25 protein-coding genes and 1 tRNA gene are annotated in these 24,638 nt (G+C 67.0%); 13 read left to right on the forward strand and 13 right to left on the reverse strand.

All coding sequences use genetic code 11. From position 1 onward, the window contains the following. Positions 1 to 7: 7 nt before the first annotated feature. Both ccoS and CAL15_RS11715 read right to left on the reverse strand, forming a co-directional pair. Entirely contained in the window at positions 8 to 175 is a 168-nt protein-coding gene (gene ccoS, locus CAL15_RS11710) for a cbb3-type cytochrome oxidase assembly protein CcoS (protein ID WP_086081056.1), read from the reverse strand. A gap of 2 nt (positions 176 to 177) precedes the next feature. After that, positions 178 to 1,152, reverse strand: coding sequence for a P-type ATPase (locus CAL15_RS11715; RefSeq protein WP_086081057.1), 975 nt, complete (start codon positions 1,150 to 1,152; stop codon positions 178 to 180). A gap of 154 nt (positions 1,153 to 1,306) precedes the next feature. Here CAL15_RS11715 and ccoN point away from each other — a divergent pair, with 154 nt between their 5' ends. Genes ccoN through CAL15_RS11750 form a run of 7 tightly spaced genes read left to right on the forward strand, consistent with a single transcriptional unit; the run spans position 1,307 to position 6,570 of the window. Next, entirely contained in the window at positions 1,307 to 2,788 is a 1,482-nt protein-coding gene (gene ccoN / locus CAL15_RS11720) for a cytochrome-c oxidase, cbb3-type subunit I (RefSeq protein ID WP_086078749.1), read from the forward strand. 10 nt (positions 2,789 to 2,798) lie between these two features. Further along, a complete protein-coding gene (gene ccoO, locus CAL15_RS11725; protein ID WP_086078750.1) occupies positions 2,799 to 3,482 on the forward strand; it encodes a cytochrome-c oxidase, cbb3-type subunit II in 684 nt (227 codons plus the stop codon). A 2-nt stretch (positions 3,483 to 3,484) separates the two neighbouring features. After that, positions 3,485 to 3,658 carry a cbb3-type cytochrome oxidase subunit 3 gene (locus tag CAL15_RS11730; RefSeq protein ID WP_086078751.1) on the forward strand — a complete coding sequence of 58 codons (174 nt, stop codon included), beginning with the start codon at positions 3,485 to 3,487 and terminating at the stop codon, positions 3,656 to 3,658. Then, positions 3,655 to 4,605, forward strand: coding sequence for a cytochrome-c oxidase, cbb3-type subunit III (gene ccoP, locus CAL15_RS11735; RefSeq protein ID WP_086078752.1), 951 nt, complete (start codon positions 3,655 to 3,657; stop codon positions 4,603 to 4,605). The genes CAL15_RS11730 and ccoP overlap by 4 nt, the downstream gene beginning before the upstream one ends. Positions 4,606 to 4,621: 16 nt before the next feature. Next, positions 4,622 to 6,025 carry a cytochrome c oxidase accessory protein CcoG gene (ccoG, locus tag CAL15_RS11740; protein ID WP_086078753.1) on the forward strand — a complete coding sequence of 468 codons (1,404 nt, stop codon included), beginning with the start codon at positions 4,622 to 4,624 and terminating at the stop codon, positions 6,023 to 6,025. A gap of 7 nt (positions 6,026 to 6,032) precedes the next feature. Beyond that, positions 6,033 to 6,302, forward strand: a complete 270-nt coding sequence (locus CAL15_RS11745; protein WP_232468189.1) for a FixH family protein — start codon at positions 6,033 to 6,035, stop codon at positions 6,300 to 6,302. A 16-nt stretch (positions 6,303 to 6,318) separates the two neighbouring features. Further along, the gene (locus CAL15_RS11750; RefSeq protein WP_086078754.1) at positions 6,319 to 6,570 is read left to right on the forward strand and encodes a hypothetical protein; all 252 of its coding nucleotides are present in this window, start codon (positions 6,319 to 6,321) and stop codon (positions 6,568 to 6,570) included. Positions 6,571 to 6,600: 30 nt separating this feature from the next. Here CAL15_RS11750 and CAL15_RS11755 read toward each other — a convergent pair whose 3' ends face one another. After that, entirely contained in the window at positions 6,601 to 7,329 is a 729-nt protein-coding gene (locus tag CAL15_RS11755) for a helix-turn-helix domain-containing protein (protein WP_086078755.1), read from the reverse strand. 352 nt (positions 7,330 to 7,681) lie between these two features. Here CAL15_RS11755 and CAL15_RS11760 point away from each other — a divergent pair, with 352 nt between their 5' ends. The 3 genes from CAL15_RS11760 to CAL15_RS24515 all read left to right on the forward strand — a co-directional run bounded on the left by CAL15_RS11760 (position 7,682) and on the right by CAL15_RS24515 (position 11,114). Further along, on the forward strand, positions 7,682 to 8,752 hold the full coding sequence (locus tag CAL15_RS11760) for a glycosyltransferase family 9 protein (RefSeq protein WP_157666646.1): 1,071 nt from the start codon (positions 7,682 to 7,684) through the stop codon (positions 8,750 to 8,752). 305 nt (positions 8,753 to 9,057) lie between these two features. Beyond that, complete coding sequence (locus CAL15_RS11765) at positions 9,058 to 9,804, forward strand: FkbM family methyltransferase (RefSeq protein WP_086078757.1); 747 nt, start codon at positions 9,058 to 9,060, stop codon at positions 9,802 to 9,804. Positions 9,805 to 10,226: 422 nt separating this feature from the next. After that, positions 10,227 to 11,114 (forward strand): KfrB domain-containing protein, encoded by an 888-nt coding sequence (locus tag CAL15_RS24515; RefSeq protein ID WP_198299208.1) that lies wholly within the window; start codon positions 10,227 to 10,229, stop codon positions 11,112 to 11,114. Between the two features lie 141 nt (positions 11,115 to 11,255). Here CAL15_RS24515 and CAL15_RS11775 read toward each other — a convergent pair. The 7 genes from CAL15_RS11775 to cysS all read right to left on the reverse strand — a co-directional run bounded on the left by CAL15_RS11775 (position 11,256) and on the right by cysS (position 18,264). Further along, a tRNA-Ser gene (locus CAL15_RS11775) sits at positions 11,256 to 11,348 on the reverse strand. A gap of 83 nt (positions 11,349 to 11,431) precedes the next feature. After that, the gene (locus tag CAL15_RS11780; protein WP_198299209.1) at positions 11,432 to 12,697 is read right to left on the reverse strand and encodes an aspartate kinase; all 1,266 of its coding nucleotides are present in this window, start codon (positions 12,695 to 12,697) and stop codon (positions 11,432 to 11,434) included. A 177-nt stretch (positions 12,698 to 12,874) separates the two neighbouring features. Then, the gene (locus CAL15_RS11785; protein WP_157666647.1) at positions 12,875 to 13,831 is read right to left on the reverse strand and encodes a hypothetical protein; all 957 of its coding nucleotides are present in this window, start codon (positions 13,829 to 13,831) and stop codon (positions 12,875 to 12,877) included. A gap of 209 nt (positions 13,832 to 14,040) precedes the next feature. Then, positions 14,041 to 15,060 (reverse strand): tRNA lysidine(34) synthetase TilS, encoded by a 1,020-nt coding sequence (tilS, locus tag CAL15_RS11790; protein WP_086078760.1) that lies wholly within the window; start codon positions 15,058 to 15,060, stop codon positions 14,041 to 14,043. Between the two features lie 32 nt (positions 15,061 to 15,092). Further along, entirely contained in the window at positions 15,093 to 16,058 is a 966-nt protein-coding gene (locus tag CAL15_RS11795; RefSeq protein ID WP_086078761.1) for an acetyl-CoA carboxylase carboxyltransferase subunit alpha, read from the reverse strand. Between the two features lie 36 nt (positions 16,059 to 16,094). Next, entirely contained in the window at positions 16,095 to 16,739 is a 645-nt protein-coding gene (locus CAL15_RS11800) for a DNA-3-methyladenine glycosylase family protein (RefSeq protein ID WP_086078762.1), read from the reverse strand. Between the two features lie 22 nt (positions 16,740 to 16,761). Then, on the reverse strand, positions 16,762 to 18,264 hold the full coding sequence (cysS, locus tag CAL15_RS11805) for a cysteine--tRNA ligase (protein WP_086078763.1): 1,503 nt from the start codon (positions 18,262 to 18,264) through the stop codon (positions 16,762 to 16,764). Positions 18,265 to 18,524: 260 nt separating this feature from the next. Between cysS and CAL15_RS11810 the strand changes: the two genes are divergently transcribed. From CAL15_RS11810 to CAL15_RS11820, 3 genes are all read left to right on the forward strand, one after another. Then, the gene (locus tag CAL15_RS11810) at positions 18,525 to 19,178 is read left to right on the forward strand and encodes a tetratricopeptide repeat protein (RefSeq protein ID WP_232468190.1); all 654 of its coding nucleotides are present in this window, start codon (positions 18,525 to 18,527) and stop codon (positions 19,176 to 19,178) included. Between the two features lie 131 nt (positions 19,179 to 19,309). Beyond that, entirely contained in the window at positions 19,310 to 19,819 is a 510-nt protein-coding gene (locus CAL15_RS11815; RefSeq protein ID WP_086081058.1) for a peptidylprolyl isomerase, read from the forward strand. Continuing rightward, positions 19,812 to 20,585: a UDP-2,3-diacylglucosamine diphosphatase gene (locus CAL15_RS11820; RefSeq protein ID WP_086078765.1), complete on the forward strand. Its 774-nt coding sequence runs from the start codon at positions 19,812 to 19,814 to the stop codon at positions 20,583 to 20,585. The genes CAL15_RS11815 and CAL15_RS11820 overlap by 8 nt, the downstream gene beginning before the upstream one ends. A 462-nt stretch (positions 20,586 to 21,047) precedes the next feature. Here the strand turns inward: CAL15_RS11820 and CAL15_RS11825 are convergent, their stop codons facing one another. From CAL15_RS11825 to CAL15_RS11835, 3 genes are all read right to left on the reverse strand, one after another. After that, complete coding sequence (locus CAL15_RS11825; protein WP_086078766.1) at positions 21,048 to 21,908, reverse strand: undecaprenyl-diphosphate phosphatase; 861 nt, start codon at positions 21,906 to 21,908, stop codon at positions 21,048 to 21,050. A 22-nt stretch (positions 21,909 to 21,930) separates the two neighbouring features. Then, positions 21,931 to 23,523 (reverse strand): TerC family protein, encoded by a 1,593-nt coding sequence (locus CAL15_RS11830; protein ID WP_086078767.1) that lies wholly within the window; start codon positions 23,521 to 23,523, stop codon positions 21,931 to 21,933. Positions 23,524 to 23,830: 307 nt separating this feature from the next. Beyond that, positions 23,831 to 24,616, reverse strand: a complete 786-nt coding sequence (locus CAL15_RS11835) for an inositol monophosphatase family protein (protein ID WP_086078768.1) — start codon at positions 24,614 to 24,616, stop codon at positions 23,831 to 23,833. Positions 24,617 to 24,638: the final 22 nt, after the last annotated feature.

Genomic DNA, 24,638 nt, shown 5'->3' on the forward strand with positions numbered 1-24,638 from the left:
CGCGTGCCTATCGCGCGCCCGTGGACGGCGCCTGCGCATCCTCCTCGTGCAGGATCGACGCCCCGTCCTCGTCGGTGGAATCGTACTGGCCCGTCAGCACCGCCCAGCACAGCGCCGCGCCTATTCCCAGCACGACGAGCAGCGACAGAGGCAGCAGCAGGTAGAGGATCGGCATCATCACGCGCTTGCCGATGGGGCCGCGGAAGGCGGCGTCTCGCCTGAAGCCTGCACCGCCCGGCGATGCAGCCACCAGGCCGCGCCGGCCACCGCCAGCGACGACACCAGCATGGTGACGGCGGCCACCTGCGGGGCCACCCAGCCCAGGGCGGCCAGCGGCGTCAGCAGCAGGTGCCAGGCCAGCGCACCGTACAGGCTGGCGCGCGCGGTGCGCGCCATGGAGCCGGCCAGGCTCCGTACCTGCGCGGCCGTCATATCGGGCCGCGCGATGATGGCCGCATGCGCGGCAGCAAAGGCCGTGGGCACCGCCATCGCCATCGCGCAGGGGCAGCTGACCACCAGCATCGCCACCACGACGGACCAGGTATCGCCCGCGCCGCCGCCGGTTTCCCACGCCAGCGCCACCAGCAGCGCCAGACCCAGCTGGGCCGCCGTGAAGCGGCCCGCCAGGCGATCGGCCCAGGCGCCCAACGCCGGCCGCCGCGACTCGATCCATGCCGCCGCCGTCCCCATCTCGGCCGATTGGCGGGCGCATAAAGCCAGATAGCGCGCCGTAAGAAGGAATGCCGCGAACATCGTGACCGAGTCGAAGTACACCGGGCCCTGTCCCGTCCAGGTGGACCACGCGCTCGGCACGAAGGCCGCCAGCATGCCCAGCGCCACCGGCACGTCCATGCCGGCGCGGCCGCGCCGCAGGCTGGCCAGCGCGCCGCCCCAGATCGGCCACGACGAATACAGCATTACCGGCACGGTCAGCGCCAGGCTGGCCCAGTTCATCAGCACGATGGCCCAGTCCAGCGTACCCAGCACCTCGGCGCCCATGTCGGCGTGGCGCAGATAGCCGGGCCACGCCAGCATCATCACCTGCATCATGGCGAGCCAGGCCACCGCCAGACGGGCGAGCGCATGACGCCGCTGGCGGCGTTGCGCGGCCGCCAGGCCTGGCGGCATCGAGAATAAAGAATGGACGGACATGGCCGCCAAGGTAGCCTCATCGGCAACGCGGCGACTTGACGCACATCAAGGCGCCCCGCATTCGTCGCGATATCGCCAGGACTTGAGAAAAATCAATATGCCGACGCCGCCGCCCCCATAGGATGGAGCCCGCTCTGTTCTGGGGAGAGGAGTCATGAAGGAAAGTCCGGCCTATGCGGTCGAGGCGCCGACGTTCAACTACACCGTGGTCAGGCAGTTCGCCCTGATGACGGTGGTGTGGGGCATCGTGGGCATGGCCGTCGGCGTACTGATCGCCGCGCAGCTGATCTGGCCGCAGCTGAATTTCGACATCCCGTGGCTGAGCTACGGCCGCCTGCGGCCGCTGCACACCAACGCGGTCATCTTCGCGTTCGGCGGCAGCGCGCTGTTCGCCACCTCGTACTACGTCGTGCAGCGCACCTGTCAGGCGCGCCTGTTCTGCGGCAGGCTGGCGGCCTTCACGTTCTGGGGCTGGCAGGCGGTGATCGTGGCCGCCGCCATCACGCTGCCGCTGGGCTACACCAGCAGCAAGGAATACGCCGAGCTCGAATGGCCCATCGACATCCTCATCACACTGGTGTGGGTGGCCTACGCGGTCGTGTTCTTCGGCACCATCATGAAGCGCCGGGCGCGCCACATCTATGTGGCCAACTGGTTCTTCGGCTCGTACATCCTCACCATCGCGCTGCTGCACATCTTCAACAACATCGAGATGCCGGTATCGCTATGGAAGTCGTACTCGGCCTATGCGGGCGTGCAGGACGCCATGGTGCAGTGGTGGTATGGCCACAACGCAGTGGGATTCTTCCTTACCACCAGCTTCCTGGGCATGATGTATTACTTCGTGCCCAAGCAGGCGGGCCGGCCCATCTACTCGTACCGCCTGTCCATCGTGCACTTCTGGGCGCTGGCCTTCACCTACATGTGGGCCGGTCCGCACCACCTGCTGTACACCTCGCTACCCGACTGGACGCAGTCGCTGGGCATGGCGTTCTCGCTGATCCTGCTGGCGCCGTCGTGGGGCGGCATGATCAACGGCATCATGACCCTGCAAGGCGCGTGGCACCGCCTGCGCACCGATCCCATCCTGAAGTTCCTGGTGACCGCGCTGTCGTTCTACGGCATGTCGACGTTCGAGGGTTCGATGATGTCGATCCGCACGGTGAACGCGCTGTCGCACTACACCGACTGGACCGTGGGCCACGTGCACTCGGGCGCGCTGGGCTGGGTGGCCATGATCACCTTCGGATCGCTGTACTACATGATTCCGCGCCTGTACGGCCGCGAACGCATGCACAGCGTGGCCGCCATGGAACTGCACTTCTGGGTTGCGACCATCGGCGTGGTGCTGTACATCGCCGCCATGTGGATCGCCGGCGTGCAGCAGGGCCTGATGTGGCGCGACACCGCGCCCGACGGCACCCTGGTCTACAGCTTCGCCGAGGAACTGAAGACGCGCCTGCCCTTCTACCTCATCCGCCTGATGGGCGGCCTGCTGTACCTGGCCGGCATCTGCATCATGGCCTGGAACGTGTGGATGACCGTGCGCGGCGCGCGCGCCGTCGATCCCGCCATCCCGCCGGAGCGGCCGCACACCGACGTGCGGCGACCCGAACCGGCCCCGGCCATTGCCTGACGAGGATTCCATGAGCGACAAGCAACACGGCTTCTTCTCGCACCAGACGCTGGAGAAGAACATCGGCTGGATGATCATCGCCAGCGTGCTGGTGGTGTCCTTCGCCGGACTGGCGCAGATCATCCCGCTGTTCTTCCAGCACAGCACCACGCAGGCCGCGCCCGGCATCGAGCCGCTGGACGCGCTGCGGCTGATGGGACGCGACGTCTACATCCGCGAAGGCTGCGTGGGCTGCCACTCGCAGCAGGTGCGCATGCTGCGCGCCGAGGTGCAGCGCTATGGCCCGTACTCCGAGGCCGCCGAATCGGTCTACGACCATCCCTTCCTGTGGGGCTCCAAGCGCACCGGACCCGACCTGGCGCGGGTGGGCGAACGCTACTCCGATGCGTGGCAGCGCACCCACCTGCGCGACCCGCGCGCGGTGGTGCCCGAATCGAACATGCCGGCGTATCCCTGGCTGCAGCACGCCGCGCTGGACGACAGCGACGTGCAGGCCCGCATGCGCGCGCTGCGCCGGCTGGGCGTGCCCTACACCGACCGGCAGATCGCGGCGGCGCCCGGCGAGTTGGCCGGCAAGACCGAAGAGGACGCGCTGGTGGCCTATCTGCAGGGCCTGGGCGTGGCGATGCGCCGGGCACCGGCCGCCGCCGCGGGCGCGCCCCATACGCCGGCGGGTGCCGGCGCCGGAGGCTGACCATGGGCTATCTCAGCGCTTTCGTCACCGCGCTTTCGATGGCGACATTCTTCGGCATCTTGTGGTGGGCCTGCTCGCGCGGCCGCCAGGACGCCAACCGCGATTCGGCCATGCTGCCGTTCGCCCTGCCCGATGAAGGCGGACCTATGCAACAGGATGGAGCAACCCGGCCATGAACGATTTCGTCAACGGCTTCTGGGGCTATTTCATCGCCGCCATCGCCCTGGGCGGCATCGTGTGGTGCGTGTGGCTGCTGTACACGCAGCGGCGCTGGCTAGGCGCGAAGCCCGCGGCCGGCGCGCAGGCCGGAGACACCGGCCACGTATGGGACGAGGACCTGACCGAGCTGAACAATCCGGTGCCGCGCTGGTGGACCTGGATGTATCTGCTGCTGTGCGCCTTCGGCCTGGGCTATCTGCTGCTGATGCCGGGACTCGGCCATTTCGCGGGCCTGCTGGGCTACAGCAGCGCCGACGAGGTCGCGCGCAGCCAGGCCGGCCTGGCGCAGGCGGTGCAGCCCGTGTATGAGCGCTACGCCGCCATGACGCCGCCGCAGATCGCCGCCGACCCGCAGGCGCGCGAGATCGGCCAGCGCCTGTTCCTGGCCAACTGCGCGCAGTGCCACGGGTCGGACGCCAAGGGCTCGCCCAGCTTTCCCAACCTGGCCGACGGCGATTGGCTGGGCGCGGGCACGCCGGAGTACATCGCGCAGACCATCTCGCAGGGCCGCCACGGCGTCATGCCGGCCTGGAAGGGCACCATCGATCCCAAGGCCGCCAGCGACATCGCCATCTACGTGCGCTCGCTGTCCGGCCTGGCGGCCGATCCGGTGCGCATGGTGTTCGGCAAGCCGGCCTTCCAGACATACTGTGCCGCGTGCCACGGCGCCGACGGCAAGGGCAATCCGCTGCTGGGCGCGCCCAACCTCGCCGACAACGTGTGGCTGTACGGCAGCTCCGAGGCGTCCATCGTGCGCACCATCCTCGAAGGCCGCGACAATCGCATGCCCGCCTTCGGCCCGGTGCTGAGCGAAGACCAGATCCGGCTGCTGGGCGCATGGGTCTGGGGCCTGTCCAATACCCAGGCCGCCTCCGCCGCCCCCGTGGCCGCGGCCAAGCCATGAGGGCCGCGCGCGCATCATGAGTACGCACGGCAACAGCGCGCTGCACGTCATGCACGACATGCGCGGCAAGATCTACGCGCGCTCCGTGCAGGGCCGCTATGCGCGCTGGCGCGTGATCATGGTGCTGCTGACGCAGGCGGTGTTCTACGGCACGCCCTGGCTGCAATGGAACGACCGGCAGGCCGTGCTGTTCGACCTGGGCGCGCGCAAGTTCTACTTGTTCGGCCTGGTGCTGTGGCCCCAGGACGTGGTGTACCTGGCCGCGCTGCTCATCATCTCGGCGCTGTCGCTGTTCCTGTTCACCGCGATCGCCGGCCGGCTGTTCTGCGCCTACGCCTGTCCGCAGACGGTCTATACCGAGATCTTCATGTGGATCGAGCGCAAGGTGGAAGGCGACCGCATCGCCCGCATCCGCCTGGACAGCGCGCCCTTCAGCCTGCGCAAGCTGCGCATCAAGGCGACCAAGCATGCGGCGTGGCTGGCGGTGGCGGGCTGGACCGGCTACACCTTCATCGGCTACTTCGCGCCGATCCGCGAACTGGGCATGGCCGCCGTCACGCTGCAGCTGGGCCCGTGGCAGTGGTTCTGGATGCTGTTCTACAGCTTCGCCACCTGGGGCAACGCCGGCTTCATGCGCGAGACGGTGTGCAAGTACATGTGCCCCTATGCGCGCTTCCAGAGCGTGATGGTCGACCGCGACACGCTGGTGGTCACCTACGACCGCGAGCGTGGCGATCCGCGCGGCGGCCGCTCGCGCAAGGCCGATCACCATGCGGCGGGGCTGGGCGACTGCGTGGACTGCCACCTTTGCGTGCAGGTCTGCCCCACCGGCATCGACATCCGCGACGGCCTGCAGTACATGTGCATTGGCTGCGGCGCCTGCATCGACGCCTGTGAGCCGGTCATGGACAAGATGCAATACCCCCGCGGGCTGATCCGCTATACGTCCGAACGCGCCATGCAGTCGCGCCGGCCCGGCGTGCGCGTGCTGCGGCCGCGCGTGCTCGCCTACGGCGCCCTGCTGCTGGTGCTGGCGTCGGGCCTGATGGCGGCGCTGGCGATGCGCAACCCGTTGCGCATGGACGTGCTGCGCGACCGCGGCGTGCTGGGGCGCGAGGTAGCCGGCGGCCTGGTCGAGAACGTCTACCAGCTGCAGCTCATCAACACCTCTCGCGAGCCGCTGAGCCTGCGCCTCAGCGCCTCCGGCATGGACGGCCTGACGGTGCTGGCCGGGCGCGAGGGCACGGATACGGTACTGGTCCCGCCCGAATCGAATCGACTGATGCCGTTGGCGCTGCGCGCGCCGCTCGGCGCCTCCGGTCCCGGCGCGCATCCCATCCGCCTGCGCGCGCAATCGCGGCAGGCGTCCGGCTTTGCGGTGCGGGTCGAGGAACCTTCAAGCTTCTACATTCCAGAGTGAGTCCACCATGCAGACATCGCAGACGCCTTCCAACCCCTGGTACCGCGAGCCCTGGCCCTGGTTCCTGATGGCGGGTCCCTTCCTGGCCATGGCGGGATGCATGGTCACCATCTACCTGGCAATGACCAACTTCGCCGACCAGGCCATCACCGAAGGCGGCACGCGGCGGGGCCTGGTGGTGGAGCGGGCGAGCGTGCCCGCGCAGCCGGCTGGCGGCATGGCTACGCCCGCCACGGCACACACCACGGTGGACACGGCCGCGGCACCGTCCCGCTGAATCCCGGCACGCCACCATGCGGACCCTCAAGCCGATCCTGATCCTGTGGCCGTCTTTCCTGACGGCCGCGCTGGGCAGCGCCATCGCCTTCGCATTGGTCGATCCGCTGCACCTGCCCACGCCGGGCGACTACGCGCATGGCCGCCTCGAGATCTACACCGTGGTGTTCTTCACGCTGTGGGCGTTGGCCGCGCTGTCCAGCGCGATGACGATCTGGCTATCGCCGCGGCGCAAGGCGCTGGACCGGCTGGACGAACTGGACGACTGAGCGCCACGCAAGCCGCGGCACGGCGTGCGTTCAACAGTCTTCGACGTCGGCCAGCGCCTTCAGGGCCACGGGGTCGAGAATGCGCACGTCGCGCTGCGCCAGCTGGATCACGCGCTCGCGCGCGAAGCGCGAGAACAGCCGGCTGACGGTTTCCATGGAAAGGCCCAGATAGTTGCCGATCTCGTCGCGGCTCATGCGCAGCACGAACTCGCTGGCCGAGTAGCCCAGCGATGCATAGCGCTGCGACAGCCCCAGCAGGAACGTGGCCAGGCGCTGCTCGGCGCGCGTGCCCCCCAGCATGGCCACGAGTTCGTGCGAACGCGTGATCTCGCGGCTCATCAGGTTGCGAACCTGCTGCTGCAGGCTGGGCAGCTGCGCGGCCAGGCGATCGATGTCCGACAGGCGTATGACGCAGACCTCGGAATCCTCCATTGCCACCGCGGCCGACAGGTGCCGGCCGCCCAGCATGCCGGGCATGCCCAACAGTTCGCCGGGCAGGAAAAAGCCGGTGATCTGCACGTGGCCGGCGGCGTCCTCGATCTGCGTCTTGACGCTGCCGAAGCGGATGGCATAGATCGCGTCCAGCGTATCGCCTGCCGTGTACAGCCGCACGCCGCTGCGCAGCCGCAGCCGCGTCTGCACCAGGTCGGTCAGCCGCGTGACGTCGGATTGGCTCATGCCCACGGGCACGCAGAGGTGGCCCAGCATGCAGGTGGAGCAGTTGCCTGCGGTGGGCGACGTGGGCAGCGGAATCGGCATGGCGCGACCAGATTGACGGAGAAAAGAATGTCCCAGTGTAACCACCCCTGATGATTCGTCGGCGGACCAGACGGCCACTGCAACCTGTATGTCACGGATGTCGAAAAAGCATCAAATGCCTCGACATCCGGTTGACGCCGGTGTCCCTAGCATGCGAGGCGAGTGAACTTCGCTTCTCCATTACATGCCATCCATACCCGCCTCTGGCCCCGAGCGCGCCGGTTTCGTTTCGCGCAATGCACTGGCTGCGCGCACCGCTGTGAAGAAAGCTGCCAGGCATGTGGAACGAGCCGCCAAGCGCAAGGCGTTGGAGGTACTTGTCCATGCGTTTCGAGGCCAGCAGGCGGATGCAGTGGCGCAGACCTTGCACGATGTCTCGCGCATCCTCGTCATCCGGCCCAACTACCGCATCGGCAACGCGGTGATCAGCACGGCCGCCATCGCGCCGCTGCAGCAGCGCTTTCCCGGCGCCACCATCGATTACCTTGCTACCGACAAGACCGCCGCGGTGTTCAAGGGCCTGCCTCTGGGCCATGTGCACGCGCTGTCCCGAAGCACGCTGCGCCGGCCGTGGCGCGCGTTCGGCCTGCTGCGCCGATTGCGAGCCAGCCGCTACGACCTTGCCGTACAGATCGAGGACGGCTCGCTGACCGGGCTGCTGATCTCGCGCCTGGTCGGGGCGCGCAGCACGATGGGCAAGCCCCGCGGCGAGGCGTGCTGGTATGACGTGAACCTGCGCGAGCCCTTCCAGCATGCCTACGATGCCGCGGGCGTGCTGGCCCGCGCCTTGGGCGCGGACAGCCCGCCGCGGCCGCAGATCGCGCTGTCCGCCGACGAGCAGGCCCGCGCGGCGCGGCGCATCGACGCGCTGGCGGCATCGGACGAGCCCGTCGTCGCGCTGTTCGTGGGCGGCCACGCCGACAAGGTGTGCCCCTTCCCGTTCTGGATGGAACTGGCCCGTGGCCTGAACAGCGAGCGCCGCAAGTTCATGGTGTTCATCGGCCCCGAGGAGATGAAACTGGCGCCGCAGTTCGAGGCCGCGATGCGGTCGCTGCCTTACGGCGCGGTGTGCCATTCCCTGTCGCTGCGCGACTTCGCGGCCACGCTGGCGCAGGCCAGCGTGCTGGTCACGCCCGATTCTGGGCCCATGCACCTGGCGGCGGCGTTGCGCACGCCCATTGTCGCGATGGTTCGCACGGAGCGCTCACTGGCCTTCATTCCGCCCTGCGAGCATACGCGCACCGTGTGGGGCCTGGACGTGGGAGGGGTTTTGCGCGCCATCGGCGAGGTGGCGCGGCCGCGGCTGCGGCCGCAGCCGCAGCCGGCCGATCTCGTCCAGGCACGTCCCGACGCCGAACGCCCCACCGGTGCGGCCCCCTTGGGCAGCGCCACATCGCCGGTTCCCCTGGCCTCGTCCGCCTAGCACGGGCCGGGCGGCGTCCGAACAGAACACTATGGCGACGCAGTGACCTGATCCGGCTCGTTCGTTACCCATTCTCGACTTCCACAGGAACGACGAGGATGACGCAGTCATGACCCTCCCAACGAGCTTCCGGTCCCTCCGCGCGACGATCCAACCGCACACCGGCGCCACTCCGCCGTGTGCTACGTTTGACACGAAAGCGACTTAAATTGCGCTGTCCACGCGATGGGCAAGCCAGGGCGCGCCAAATTGGCGGTACGCTTGCCAGCGCAAGGTCCTTATTCCCGTCAACCATCAGGGTCAGAATGCTAAGCGCCATCAGGGACAATCTGTCCCGAATCAAACACGACGTAATCGACTCCCAAAGGCTCTATGCCAAATGGGAGCAGCTGCAACTGAAGAAACTGCTGGACTACCTGGACGTGGATTGCGTCTTCGACATCGGAGCCAACCAAGGCCAGTATGCCGAGATGCTGCGCAAGCACGCGGGCTTCAAGGGCTACATATTCTCGTTCGAGCCCAACCCGCACGACGCCGCCATCCTGCGCAAGCGCGCGCAGCACGACGACAAGTGGATCATCAGCGAACTGGCCATCTCCAACCAGGACGGCACGGCGCAGTTCAACGTCATGCAGTCCAGCCAGTTCAGCTCGCTAAGCACGCCCAACCACGAGGACGTGCAGTTGTTCACGCAGATGAATGCGGTCAGCAAGACCATCACCGTGCAAACCGAGCGGCTGGCCACCACGCTGCGCCGGCTTCGGACCGAACATGACTTCGCCCGGCCCTTCCTGAAGATGGATACCCAGGGCTATGACGTGAACATCGTCAAGGGCTCTCCGGAGGCCGTGCGCGAGTTCGTCGGACTGCAGAGCGAGCTGGCCATTGCCAAGCTATATGCCGATTCCGTGGACTTCCGCGAGGCCATCACCGAGTACGAGCGCCACGGCTTCACGCTCAGCGCGCTGGTGCCCAACAATGCGGGGCACTTTCCGATATTGGTGGAGACGGACTGCATCATGGTGCGATCCGATCTGGCGAAGGCTCGATAGCAATGCGCCGGGGGTGATGTTCTGGGCGGCGGCGGCAAAAAAAAGGCCCGTGACGCAAGGTGAACTGACCGGCACCGTTCGAGTAATGCGGCGGCGTCGTGACACGGCTGAACAGGGGCGGTAAGCTGAATAGACAGGAATTGAGATCGGAGGCCCTATGGAACCGCGAAGCAAAGAGCTACTCTGGGTCGACCGCTGCATCTTGGCAGCTCGCGGAGCGCTCGACCTGCCACGGGACAAGGCAGAGGCTGATGTGTTCCGCTATGCAGCGATGCTGTTGGCCACGCCGCACCCCGACGCCGCCCACAATCTGTGGACGGCCCACCAATCTTTTTATGCTCAGCACCCTGGAACCCCGGCCACCTATGCAGATTTGCAGGCTTCATCAATGATGGTGGCGCCCAGTCGGTTCCAGGAGATGCTTGCGCAGCGCCTTCGAGAGTATGAGCACCATGGCGGTACCCCAGTTCCACACTGACACGAATTTCGCCCAAGCTATCAAATCGCTCTTCCATGCGCTGCAAGAGCGACTGGAAATATCCTCGCAGGTTACCGCCTACATAGCGGGCGGCGTAGCGGTACATCTGTACACCGCGTACCGGGTGAGTAGCGACATCGACGCCGAGTTCAGCAAGCGATTGCTGATTCCCGACGACCTCTACATTGAAGTCCCGGCGCCCGACGGCGGCATTCCTCGTCTCGTGCATTTCGACAAACAGTACAACTCGACCTTTGCGTTGATGCACGAAAACTACGTACGAGATTCACTGGAAGTGCCGCTCGGCGTTCCAAACTTTCAAATTCGCGCGCTCGCCCCGGTGGACCTCGCGGTTTCTAAAATTGCACGCTTGGCCGACCACGACAAGCGAGACATCGAGATGCTGGTGTGGCATGGGCTGACGACGCCGGAGGAAATCCGTCATCGCGCGCTTGAAGCACTGCCGGGTTTCGTGGGCAACACCCGCTGGCTGGAAATGAATATCGACAATGCCGTCCAACTTGCTCGGCAAGCTGAAGCGCAGGTGCTGGGCTACGACCTTGGGACGGCCCGCGCTGCTGTATCCGGAAAAACATACACAGGCGTGATTTTGAGCGTGACTGACTCGCATGTCCTTCAAGCATCCGCCGAGGGCCCGGTTTCGCACATTCGTGCCGCGCTGACCGGCCTCGATGAGCTGGCTCCCGGGCGCATCGTGGAGATCCGGTACCCGCATGGATTGGTGGGCCTTGTACAACCCAGCACTGGCCGCGAAAGTATCATTGAATCCGAGGACCAGCCGTCATACCGCCACAACGGCCCAGAGCGGTAACACTTTCGCTGCCGTCGCAGCGTGTCTGGTCTGGATGGTATCGCCTCGTACTGTGCGGGGCCTATCATGCACTGACCACCCAATGCAAAAAGCCCCGCAGCGGACTGTGCAGGGCTTTCTGGGACTTGCTGGGAAAAATCTTGGCGGAGACGGAGGGATTCGAACCCTCGATGCAGTTTTTAGCCGCATGCTCCCTTAGCAGGGGAGTACCTTCAACCACTCGGCCACGTCTCCGAAGAATCCAGGATTCTATCAGAAATTTTTTGACTTTTTACCACCGACCCGCAAATGGCGGGCCAGTGAAGCAAGAACAGCGATCAGGCCTTCTCGCCCGGCGCCTGGTCCAGGCCGAAGGCCTTGTGCAGCGCGCGCACGGCCAGTTCCATGTACTTGTCGTCGATGATCACCGAGGTCTTGATCTCGCTGGTGCTGATCATCTGGATGTTGATGCCTTCCTGCGACAGGGTCTGGAACATCAGGCTGGCCACGCCCACGTGCGAGCGCATGCCGATGCCGACGATGGAGACCTTGGCGACCTTCTCGTCGGTGGCCAGTTCACGAGCGCCCACGGCGGGGATGACGTCGCGCTTGAGGACGTCGACGGTGCGCTGGTATTCGTTGCGGTTGACCGTGAACGAGAAGTCGGTGGTGCCAGCCACGGACTGGTTCTGCACGATCATGTCCACGTCGATGTTGGCCGCGGCCACCGGGCCCAGGATCGAGTAGGCCACGCCCGGCTTGTCGGGCACAGCCAGCAGGGTGATTTTGGCTTCGTCGCGGCTGAAGGCAATGCCGGAGACTACGGCGGCTTCCATTTTTTCGTCTTCCTCAAAAGTGATCAGCGTGCCCGAACGCATTTCTTCTTCGAGCGGAATGAGGGGGTCGGTCAGGGAGGACAGGACCCGGGTCGGCACACGGTACTTGCCCGCGAACTCGACGGAGCGGATCTGCAGCACCTTGGAACCCAGCGAGGCCATCTCGAGCATTTCTTCGAACGAGACGACGGACATGCGGCGCGCCTCGGGCACGACGCGCGGGTCGGTGGTGTAGACGCCGTCGACGTCGGTGTAGATGAGGCATTCGTCGGCGCCGATGGCGGCAGCCACGGCCACGGCCGAGGTGTCGGAGCCGCCGCGGCCCAGCGTGGTGATGTGGCCGTCGTCATCGATACCCTGGAAGCCCGTGACCACGACCACGCGGCCGGCGTCGAGGTCGGCGCGGATGCGCTTGTCGTCGATGGAGGTGATGCGAGCCTTGGTGTAGGCGGAATCGGTGCGCACGGGAACTTGCCAGCCGGTGTAGCTGCGTGCCTGCACGCCTTCGGCCTGCAGCGCGACGGCGAGCAGCCCGCTGCTGGCCTGTTCGCCGGTGGCGGCGATCATGTCGAGTTCGCGGCCATCGGGGTGCGGCGTGATTTCGCGGGCCAGGCCCAGCAACCGGTTGGTTTCGCCGGCCATGGCCGACGGAACGACCACGACCTGGTGGCCGGCAGCATGCCACTTCGCGACGCGACGCGCCACATTCTTGATGCGCTCGACCGAGCCCATCGAGGTACCGCCGTACTTGTGAACGATGAGGGACATCTCGTACTCTGGCTGGACACCCGCCACACGATGCTGAAAAGACGGGCAAAACCCAGGATTTTAACGCGCTGGTAGAAATTTGCCTGCCGTGGTTCAAAACTAGACCGCGAGCGCGCCCGAGCAGCCTGGCCGACACGGCCGCGGACGGCTTCGTGGCGCAGCATGGCGGCGACAGTTTCAGCCCGGACCATCGCTTTCCGAAAACACCGCCTGCAGTGAGTCGGCCCCGAGCAGGCGGCGGCCCCATGCGCGCAATTGCTCGGTGTCTGCCTGCTGCAGGCGCTGGCGCGCCCAATCGGGGAGCAGGCCGAACTTCTGCTCGGCCTGCTCCGCAAGCATTCGCGACAGGCCCAGATGTTCGCCGCGCTTGAGGCCGACTTCCTCGCCGATCTCGATGCCGCGCTTGGTATACACCCGCTCATAGCTGGTGACGAAAGCCATGGTGGACTCCTTTCCGATGTCGTGCATGATGCGGACGTAACGGCCCTCCAGTTCGGCAGGTAGCGTCAGTATCCAGTCGATCAACCTGAGCAGAATAGCGACATCGGCGCGCCGATAGCCGCCACCGAGCAATAGGCGGACCAGTCCGACCTTCGGGGCAAGGCGCTCCGCCCTGCGGTGCCGATGAGCCAATAACTGCGCCATGATCACCACAGCGATGGGATTGCCCGGCGCCGCCTCGCGCAGCGCCTGCCACCGTGCCAGCCAGGACTCGAGGTAGACGGCACGGTAACGCAGCGGGCGGTTCTGCATAGGCTGGTAATCCGCCTCCAGCCATGCCGGCCCTTCGCCTCGCGTGAAGACGACCAGCGTGTACGCGGCGGCCAATGGCGCGGCTGCGTCCGCCAGCGCCGGCCGCAGGACATAGCGGTCATGGACGAGAAAGCCGTACTGCTGCACGCGCAGCGCGGCGCAGCGCAGCGCCGCGGGCGTGGACCGGCGGCTCTCGACTTCGATGTGCAGCAACAGCCACACGTAACGGCCGGACGCCAGCGCCAGGCGGGCCAGCTTGTCGACCTGCCGGCGGCCGCGCACGCCGACGCCCGCCGCGAGGTCCTGGAACTCCTTGTCCAGAAAGACCGGAGGCGTGCCCCAGTCGACGTGCGCATGCAGATCGGGCGCGAACAGCGCCAAGGCATGGGGCAGAAAGTGCTCGAGCGCTTCTTTCCACGGCGAATCGAAGTCTTCGCGAGGCGGACTGGAAGTGGGCGGCGGCATCGGGCGACTCTCGGCGCAAGCGGGATAACCGGCACTGTAGGCAGCGCAGCCGCATGCCGCCAGATCGGATCGTACGGATGGATCAGACGATCACTGCGTACGCACGCCGCATCGAAGCCGGCGCCTCAGGCCGGCTCCACCCACACCCGCCCGCGATGGCAGCGCACCGCCAGTCCCGCATGCTCGACGCGCAGTTGGCGGTCGTGCCCCAGCGCATGCAGCTGCCGCAATTGCCGCAGCAGGTCGGCCAGGCGCGCGTCGCTGGGCATGGCGGCGCCCTGCCCGGCCAGCCAGTAGCGCAGCACGTGGGCCTGGCGGGCGGACGACAGCGCGCGCCAGGCGGCCAGCGAGAAACTGGCGCGGTCGGGCCCCGGCTCCAGCGACTGCAGATCGGCCTCGGCCACTTCGTCGAGCACCTGGGCGGCCTCGGCCATGTGGCGTGCATGGCGCGCCACGATGGCCTGCCAGCCGGGCCATCGTTCGTCGAGCACCGGGGCCAGGCGGGTGCGCACGGCCGCGCGGGTGTAGCGGGGGTCGGCGTTGGTGGGATCTTCGACGGGATGCCAGTCGCGCTCGGCGGCCAGCGCCTGGGCCGCCGACCGTATCGCCTGGCGCCCCACGCCCAGCCAGGGACGCAGGTACTGCACGCCATCGCGCGTGACGGCAGGCGCCATCGCGGCCATGCCGTGCAGGCCGGCGCCGCGCAACAGGCGCAGCAGCACCGTCTCGGCCTGGTCGTCACGGTGATGGGCCAGCAGCACGTGCGCCACCGCGTGATCGCGCGCCAGCGCGGCAAGCGCGGCATAGCGGGCCTCGCGCGCGGCGGCTTCGACGCCCTTGCCGCTGTCGCCCGGCACCCGCACGCGCGACTGGATGACATGCGTGCCCAGCATGGCGCCCAGCGCCTCGACCTGCGCGGCCCAGTCGTCGGCCATGCTCTGCAGGCCGTGATGGATATGGAACAGAAGCAGCTCGATGCCCTGCGCACGGGCGGCATGCGCGGCGGCCACCGCCAGCATGGCCGAGTCGGCGCCGCCGCTGACCGCGACCGCGATGCGCGGCGGCCGCGCGGGCAGCGCCAGCAAGGCCTCGCGCACCGGCTGGATCAGTGCGGCGGGGCAGTCGGGCGGATCGGAAAACGACATGGCGGGCTGTACGCGTGATAGCCCGCCGTGCGTCAGGCGCGGGCTTCCTGGAAGCGGCCGTAGGACAGCACGCGCTGCACGCGCTGCTCGACCAGTTGCTCGGGGCTGAGGCCCTGCAGCTGGCGCAGCGCATCGCCCAGCGCGCGGCGCAGCAGGCGCGCCATGACGCGCGGATCGCGGTGCGCGCCGCCTACGGGTTCGTTCACCACGCGGTCGACCAGCTCGAGGTCTTTCAGGCGCGGGGCGGTGATGGCCAGGGCCTCGGCCGCATCGGGTGCCTTGTCGGCGCTGCGCCACAGAATGGACGCGCAGCCCTCGGGCGAGATCACGGAGTACGTGGCGTATTGCAGCATCAGCACCGCATTGCCCACCGCGATGGCCAGCGCCCCGCCCGAGCCGCCCTCGCCGATGATGGTGCAGATGACGGGCACCTTGAGCTCGGCCATGGCATACAGGTTGTGGCCGATGGCCTCGGACTGGCCGCGCTCTTCGGCGCCGATGCCGGGATAGGCGCCCGGCGTGTCGACGAAGGTGAAGACGGGCAGCTGGAATTTCTCGGCCAGGCGCATCAGGCGCAGGGCCTTGCGATAGCCCTCGGGACGCGGCATGCCGAAGTTGCGCGCGGCGCGCTCTTTGGTGTCGCGGCCCTTCTGGTGGCCGATGACCATGCAGGCCGCGCCGTTGAAGCGCGCCATGCCCCCGACAATGGACTGGTCGTCGGCGTACATGCGGTCGCCATGCAGCTCGTGGAAATCGGTGAATATCTCGCGCACGTAATCGAGGGTGTAGGGACGCTGGGGATGGCGCGCGACCAGCGCGGTCTGCCACGGCGTCAGCTTGCCGTAGATCTCCTTGGCCAGCGCCTGGCTCTTCTGCTGCAGCCGGCTGATCTCGTCGGAGATGTCGACCGCGGAGTCGGCCTGCACGTAGCGCAGCTGCTCGATCTTGTTCTCAAGCTCGGCGAGCGGTTGTTCGAATTCCAGAAAGGTATTGCGCATTGATGTGTGTGGTTCCGTTGAAGGGCGCCTGGCGGCTCAGTCCTGGACCGCGGCCGGTTCCAGGCTGCGCCACAGATACCAGGTTGCCACGGTGCGCCAGGGCTGCCACGCCAGCGAGACCTCGCGGGCCTCGAAGCGCGAGACGGGCTCGCCGCTGAAGTAGTGTAACGAGATTGCCTTGAGCAACCCCAGGTCGTCCAGCGGCATCACGTCCGGCCGCTGCAGATTGAAGATCAAAAACATCTCCGCTGTCCAGCGTCCGATGCCGCGGATGGCCACCAGCTCGGCGATGACGTCCTCGTCGCCCATGCCGGCCCACTTCTCGGGATGCACCTTGCGCTGAGCGAAATGCTCGGCCAGGTCGTGCACGTACTCGGCCTTGCGCTTGGACAGGCCCGCGGCGCGCAGCGCCTCGATATCGACGCGCTGCACGGCGGCGGGCGTGGGACGCTTGCCGACCACCTCGGTGAAGCGCCCCCAGATGGATTGCGCGGCCGCGGTGGAAACCTGCTGCCCGACGATGGCGCGCGCGAGCGTGACGAAGGGCGTGCCCCGGGTGGTGAGCCACACCTCGGGATGCTGGGGAATGAGCTTCTTGAGGATGCGGTCGCGCCGCATCAGGTGGGCGACTGCCTCTTCCCAATAAGCGGGCTTGGCGATGGCGGTATCGGCGCTGGACATGAGGAAACCGGTTGGGGTGTGGTCAGGCGCGGCGCCACTGCGTCACGCCGCCCGGCTTGTCGTCGAGCTCGATGCCATGGGCGCGCAGCCGTTCCCGGATGCTGTCGGCTTTGGCGTAGTCGCGCGCCTGCTTGGCGGCGGCGCGTTCCGCAATGAAGTCTTCGATATCCGCCGCTTCCAGCTGGATAGATGCCGGATCCGGCATATCTTTGGCGACGGCGGCCGTCACGACTACACCATGAACGCGAACCGCCGACGCGCTATATCGCGTCCTGGTCTGGAAGTATTTGATGGGATCCTGCTGCAGCAGCCCCAGCAGTGCGGCCAGCGCCTTGAGCTGCCCCGCGCTGCGCGCGCTGCCGCTGCGGTTGGCCTCGGTGGCCAGTTCGAACAGCGCGGCCACGGCGCCGGACGAGTTGAAATCGTCGTCCATGGCCGCCTTGAAGGCCTGCGCCTGCGGTTCGTTCCAGTCGATGCCCTGCTCATCGGGCGTGACGTTCTGCAGCGCCTGGTACAGGCGGTCCAGCGCGTTCTGCGCGTCCAGCAGGTTGTCAGGCGTGTAGTTCTGCGGGCTGCGGTAATGGTTGCGCACGATGAAGAAGCGCAGCATCTCGGCTTCGCGCGGATTGGCCTGGTAGCCCGCCTGCGTGTCGGACAGCGCCGCGGCATCGGCCACGGTCTGGCGGATGGTGCGGAAATTGCCCAGGGACTTGGACATCTTGTCCGAATCGACCATCAACGGGCCGCAATGCATCCACACATTGGCGAGGTTGCCGCCGAAGGCGCCTTCGGTTTGCGCGATCTCGTTCTCGTGGTGCGGAAACTTCAGATCGGGACCGCCGCCATGGATGTCCAGGGGCAGGCCGAGCAGCGCGCGGCTCATGGCCGAGCACTCGATGTGCCAGCCGGGGCGGCCCAGGCCGTACGGGGATTCCCACTTGGTGTCCTCGGGTTCGTCGGGCTTGGCCGACTTCCACAGCACGAAGTCCAGCGGATCGCGCTTGGCCGAACCCACGGCCACGCGCTCGCCGGCGCGCAGGTCGTCCAGCGACTTGCCCGACAGCTTGCCGTAGCCCGCGAAGCCGCGCACCGAGTAGTTGACGTCGCCGTCGTCGGCCTGGTAGGCCAGGCCGTTGTCCTGCAGGCGCCCGATGATGTCCAGCATCTCGCCCACGTACTGCGTGGCGCGCGGCTCGCGGTCCGGGGCCTGCACGCCCAGCGCGCGCTCGTCGGCGTGCATGGCGTCGATGTAGAACTCGGTGACCTCGCCGATGCGGCGATTGGTCTCCACCGCGCGGCGGATGATCTTGTCGTCGATGTCGGTGATGTTGCGCACGTAATCGACCGACAGGCCGCTGGCGCGCAGCCAGCGCTGCACCACGTCGAAGGCCACCAGCATGCGCGCGTGGCCCAGGTGGCAGTAGTCATAGACGGTCATGCCGCACACATACATGCGCACCTGCCCGGCCTGTGCCGGCCTGAACGGTTCTTTGGTACGCGTGAGTGTGTTGTAGATGTGCAGCATGGCGCCCTGTATATGGCAAATATTCTTCGGATGGCGTCGGAAACGGCGGTCTGTTCGCCGCGGCAGCAAGCGGCGCGTACTCGGATGGCATTCGCTTGGATGGCATTCGCGCGGCCGCGCCGCTAAAGGCGCAGGCCCAGGCTTGCCCGCCCAGCCGCCAAGCAGAAACCGAACCGGGGCTAAAATGGCGGTCGTCAAGTATAGCAAGCGGCCCGAACGCGCGCGCAAGCGCGACGGCGCCGTCCACAATGGAATCCACCATGCCGCGTCTACTCATCGCGCTGCTGCTGGCGCTGGCCGCCGCGCCAGCCGCCGTCCTGGCCCAGGCCATGGGCGGCAGCGCGCCCAGCCAGCAGAATGCCACCCGCACCACGCTGGACCCGATACCGCCCGAGGGCGGCTGGCAGGGGCTGGCCAACGTGCTGGACGCGCTCAAGCCCAGCACCGATACCCGTCTCGACCCCGCGCCCTCGCAGATCACCGACCACATCGAGGCCCGGCTGGCGCGCGGCGACAACACCGGCGCGCTGGAGCTGGTCGAGCAACGCCTGGCGGAACGCGCCCGCCAGGGCACGCCCGGCACCGACGTGCAGTTGATGTTCCAGCACGCGCGCGCGCTGGCCGCCCTGGGCCGCACGCAGGAAGCCGTCGACGTCTACACTGACATGACCACGCGCTTTCCGGAACTGCCCGAGCCGTGGAACAATCTGGCCGCCCTGTATGCCAGCCGAGGCGAACTGGATCGCGCGCATGGCGCGCTGACCATGGCGCTGCGGGCCAATCCCGCCTACGCCGACGCCCAGGCCAATCTGGGCGACCTGCAACTGCTGATGGCCCTGCGCTCCTACGAGCAGGCCGGCGCCAAGGCCAAGGCCCAGGACATCGAAAATCTGCTGAAGGAAAAGCGCCAATAATGAGTTTTCGCCTCCCGCTCTCCCTGCGCCGCCTGACGGCGTGTGCGATCACCGTGGCGGCCCTGCTGCCCATCGGCGCCGGCGCGCAGCCGGCCGCCCCCTCCCCCTCCACTTCCAAAGGCACCACACCCATGAGCACGAATCCCCGCGTCAAACTGGAAACGAACCAAGGCAACATGGTCATCTCGCTGGACGCCGAGAAGGCGCCCAAGACCGTCGCCAACTTCCTGACCTACGTCAAGGAAGGTTTCTACAACGGCACCGTCTTCCATCGCGTGATCGACGGCTTCATGATCCAGGGCGGCGGCTTCGAACCGGGCCTGAAGCAGAAGACCACGCACGCCCCCATCGAGAACGAAGCCAACAACGGCCTGAAGAACGACAAGTACACGCTGGCCATGGCGCGCACCAGCGATCCGCATTCGGCCACCGCCCAGTTCTTCATCAACGTCGCCAACAACGATTTCCTGAACTTCAGCGCTCCCACCGCCAACGGCTGGGGCTACGCCGTGTTCGGCAGCGTCATCGAAGGCACCGAAGTGGTCGACAAGATCAAGGGCGTGAAGACCGGCAACAGCGGCTTCCACCAGAACGTGCCTACCGAGGACGTGATCATCGAGAAGGCGGAAGTCCTTGAATAAACTGGCGTTGCCGCGGGGGCCGGTCTGGCTGGCCTCCGATGTGCATCTGGGGCCCGCCACGCCCGCCACGCAGGAAGCCTTCCTGGGCTTTCTCGAGGCCGCGGCGGACGAGGCGGCCGCCCTGCTGCTGCCGGGCGACCTGTTCGACGCCTGGATCGGCGACGACGTGATCCGAGCCGCTCCGCCCTGGCTCGCGCAGGCCCTGCGCGGCCTGCAGGCCGCCGCGGCTCGCGTGCCGCTGTACCTGGGCCGCGGCAACCGCGATTTCCTGATGGGCGCCGAACTGGCGCAGGCGGTGGGTGCGCAACTGCTGCCCGAGCCCGCGCTGCTGCAAACGGCGTACGGCCAGGTGCTGCTGTCGCACGGCGACGAGTACTGCACCGACGACCAGGCCTACCAGCAGTTCCGCGCGATGGTGCGCAATCCGCAATGGCAGGCCGAGTTCCTGTCCCGCAACATCCCCGAACGCCTGCAACTGGCCCAACAGGCCCGCGGCGAGAGCATGGCCGCGAACCAGTCCAAGTCCATGGAAATCATGGACGTGAACCCGGACGCGATCACGCAGGCCTTCCGGAACAGCGGCGTGCACGTAATGGTCCACGGCCACACGCACCGCCCCGGACGCCACGTACTCGACATCGACGGCCGCCGCTGCGAACGCTGGGTGCTGCCCGACTGGGACTGCGACCACGCCCAACCCCCGCGCGGGGGTTGGCTCGTCATCGACGAGGACGGATTGCAGATATTCGACCTCGAAGTGGCTTGAGGTCGTCGCTCATCTGCCGGTGGGCACTGAGCGTCTGTGGGCGGTGAGAATCGGGTTCCTGAGCGCCTGGTCCATGACTGCGGATTCTCGTCCTCGCGCTAAAGCGCTGCGGGCGCGAACCCTCCGCCATGGCCCAGGCTCAAGACATCTCGATGCCTCGGCCGCACACCCATTGCTTCGTTTGTCGACACCGTCGCGCCGGCTTTTCCCGCCACCAGCCAAGGGGATCGGCGCCACTGCGCGCTAGCGTTACAAGCCCACACCGCTGACGTTGCGATGACCATATCTCGGCAGAGCTGACGTTGGCCATGGCCATCGCGGCATTGCGTTGCTGCGAGCCGACTGCGTGCCGGAGAAGTCGCGCCCGCAGCGCTTTAGCGCGAGGACGGGACTTCGCAGGTATGCAGGCGGCGCCATCAGAACCCAACCCGTGACGGCATCACACCGCCAAACCGATCGCGCTCAGAGATACAACCACACCGCCACAACGATCCCCAGCCCGATCCGATACCAGGCGAACACCCGATACGTGTGATTGGCCACGAACCGCAGCACCGCCCGGACGATGACCAGCGCGCTGAGGAACGCCGCCACGAAACCCACCGCGATGCCCGACAGATCCTGCGACGTCAGCAGATGGATGTTCCGGTACATGTCGTAGACGGCGGCGGCCAGCATGGTGGGCATGGCCAGGAAGAAGGAGAATTCCGTTGCCGTCTTGCGCTGGATGCCGGCCATCATGCCGCCGATGATGGTGGCGCCCGAGCGCGAGGTGCCCGGGATCATGGCCACGCACTGGCCCACGCCCACGGCCAGCGCCTGTTTCCACGTGATCTGCTCGAGGGTGTGCGCGGTGGCCCGTTCGTCCGAGGCCGTGTCGTCTGACGCGCCGGGCTGGTCGCCCGGGGTGTGGCGGGTGCGCCGCTCGACCCACAGCATGATCAGACCGCCCAGCACCAGCGTGACGGCCACCACGGCGGGCGAGTAGAACAGGCTCTTGATGGCCGTGATGAACACGGCGCCGACCACCGCCGCCGGCAGGAACGCGATCAGCAGGTTGCGGGTGAACATGACCTCCTGCCGCACGCCGCCCAGCGTGCCCGAGATCAGTTGCCACAGCCGCTCGCGGAAGATCCACATGACGGCCAGGATGGACCCCAGCTGGATCACGACCTCGAACACCTTGCCCGAGCTGGACTGGAACTGGATCCAGTCGCCGATCAGGATGAGGTGGCCCGTGCTGGACACGGGAATGAACTCGGTGAGCCCTTCGATGATGCCGAGGAAAAAAGCCTTGAGCAGGTAGAACGAACCGTCTGACATAAAGGAAATGGACCCGGAGAAGTTAGGCGTCGCCGCCCTCGGGACCCGCATCGGGATCCTGGGGCTCGTTGGCAAGCTTCTGGACCCGCACCGAGGCGATGCGGCGGCCGTCCAGCTGCAGCACCTCGAAGCGCAGGCGGACGTACGAGGTGTCGAACTCGCAGGCATCGCCGGGCTGCGGCAGGTGGCCGAATTGCGCCAGCAGGTAGCCGGCCAGCGTGGTGTAGTCCTGCGACTCGTCGATCAGCCCCTCCACCTCGAGCAGCTGCTCGACGTGATGCAGGTCGGCGGCGCCGTCGATCTTCCAGACGCCATTGGACTCCGCCACGATGTCGGGCATCTCGTCCTCGTCGGGGAATTCGCCCGCGATGGCCTCGAACACGTCGATGGCGGTCACCAGGCCCTCGATGGCGCCGAATTCGTCGGCCACCAGGACCAGTTGGCCGCGAGAGCGCTTGAGCGTATCCATCAGGCGCAGGATGCCGATGTTCTCGTGCACGATGATCGGATCGCGCAGCCGATCGCGGCGGATGCGGCCCTCGGTGATGAGATCGGCCACCATGTCCTTGGCGCGTCCGATGCCGACCACCTCGTCCAGCGAGCCGCGGCACACCGGGAAGAAGCTGTGCGGGGACGCGTCGAGCTGTTCGCGGATGGTGGCCACGTCGTCATCCAGGCTGATCCAGGTGACGTCGGTGCGCGGCGTCATGATCGAGTGGATGCTGCGGTCGGCCAGCGTCAGCACGCCGCTGACCATGTTGCGCTCTTCCACGCCGAAGGCCTGCAGCGCGGGCGCCTCGGCGGCCGGTTCGGCCGGCTCGTCGCCGGCAGGCGGACGCTTGCCCAGCATGCGCAGCACGGCCGTGGCGGTGCGCTCGCGCATCGGGCGGCGCGCATCCAGCTTGAGGATGTTGCGACGCGCCACCTGGTTGAGCGTCTCGATGGCCACGGAGAAGCCGATAGCCGCGTACAGATACCCCTTGGGCACCTTGAAGCCGAAGCTCTCGGCCAGCAGCGAGAAGCCGATCATCAGCAGGAAGCCCAGGCACAGCACCACCACGGTGGGATGCGCGTTCACGAAGCGCGTCAGGGGCTTGGATGCCAGCAGCATGACGCCCATGGCGATGACCACGGCGATCATCATGATGGCCAAATGGTCGACCATGCCCACCGCGGTGATGACCGAGTCCAGCGAGAACACCGCGTCCAGCACCACGATCTGCAGCACGATGACCCAGAAGCTGGCGTACACGCGCGGACCGGAGACCACGCCGTGCTGCTCGCCCTCGATGCGCTCGTGCAGCTCCATCGTTCCTTTCAGCAACAGGAACAGGCCGCCGAACATCAGGATGAGGTCTCGCCCGGAGAAGGTCATCGGACCGATGGAGAACAGCGGCTCGGTAAGCGTGACGAGCCACGACATGACCGACAGCAGACCCAGGCGCATGATCAGGGCGAGGCTCAGGCCCATGATACGCGCGCGATCCCGCTGTGCGGGAGGCAGCTTGTCTGCCAGGATGGCGATGAATATCAGGTTGTCTATGCCCAGGACGATCTCGAGGATCACCAGGGTCAGCAAGCCGACCCACGCAGCGGGGTCCAGCAGCCACTCCATCAGGAGCTCCGGAAATAGTAAACCGCCAATCGTACAAGAAATCCCATGACGTTCCTGGCAGCGTGCCGCGGTTGGCGCCACAGGGAGCCCGGCCCCTGGGCGGGTCGGGCGGCAGGCGCACGAGTATCGCCCGCGTGCGCGCCAGGGGACATCCATCCTTTGGCCGAGCGCTCCGCCGCGACAGGAAAACGGCCCGCCGAACCCGCTCCGTGCGGTGGATCGAACTCCACCGACGAAAGCGGGCTCGGCGGGCCGGATATCCGCATATCCGCCGCCGCGGCGCGCGGCTGAACGGCGCCCGCCGGAATCAGGCGGACGGCTTGTCCTGCATGCTGGTCATCATCTGAGCGAATATCTTGGGGCTGGCGGCCAGCACGTTGCCGGACTTCAGCCAGCCCTGCTCGCCGTCGAAGTCGGCCACCAGGCCGCCGGCCTCGAGCACCAGCAGGCTGCCCGCGGCCAGGTCCCAGGGCTTCAGGCCCACGCCGCAGAAGCCGTCGAGGCGGCCCGCGGCCACGTTGGCCAGGTCGAGCACCGTGGAACCCAGGCGGCGCATGCCCGAGCAGCCCTGCGCCATGTCGCGAAAGCGCGGCGCGCCGAAGTCGGGACCTGCCGAGCCGGGCCAGTGGGCCCCCAGCAGCGCCTCGTGGTAGCGGGTGCGGCCCGAGATGCGCACGCGGCGGTCGTTGAGGAACGTGCCGCTGCCGCGGCTGGCCGTGAAGAGTTCATTGCGCGTGGGATCGTAGACCACCGCCTGCGTGACCTGGCCGCGATGCATCAGCGCGATGGAAGTGGCGTAGATGGGCAGGCCGTGGATGAAGTTGGTGGTGCCGTCGAGTGGATCGATGATCCACTGGAACTCGGCGTCTTCATCGCCCTGCAGGCCGAATTCCTCGCCCAGCACGGCGTGATCGGGATAGGCGGTGCGCAGGACCTCGATGATGGCTTCTTCCGAGGCGCGGTCGACTTCCGTGACATAATCTCGCGGCCCCTTGCGCGCGATGCTGAGGTGCTCCAGGTCGAGACTGGCGCGATTGATGATGGTGCCGGCACGCCGGGCCGCCTTGATGGCGGTATTGAGCATCGGATGCATAGAATTCCGTACGGTGACGCGA

This window comes from Bordetella genomosp. 13, from assembly GCF_002119665.1.
In the GTDB taxonomy this organism is placed as follows: Bacteria; Pseudomonadota; Gammaproteobacteria; order Burkholderiales; family Burkholderiaceae_B; genus Bordetella.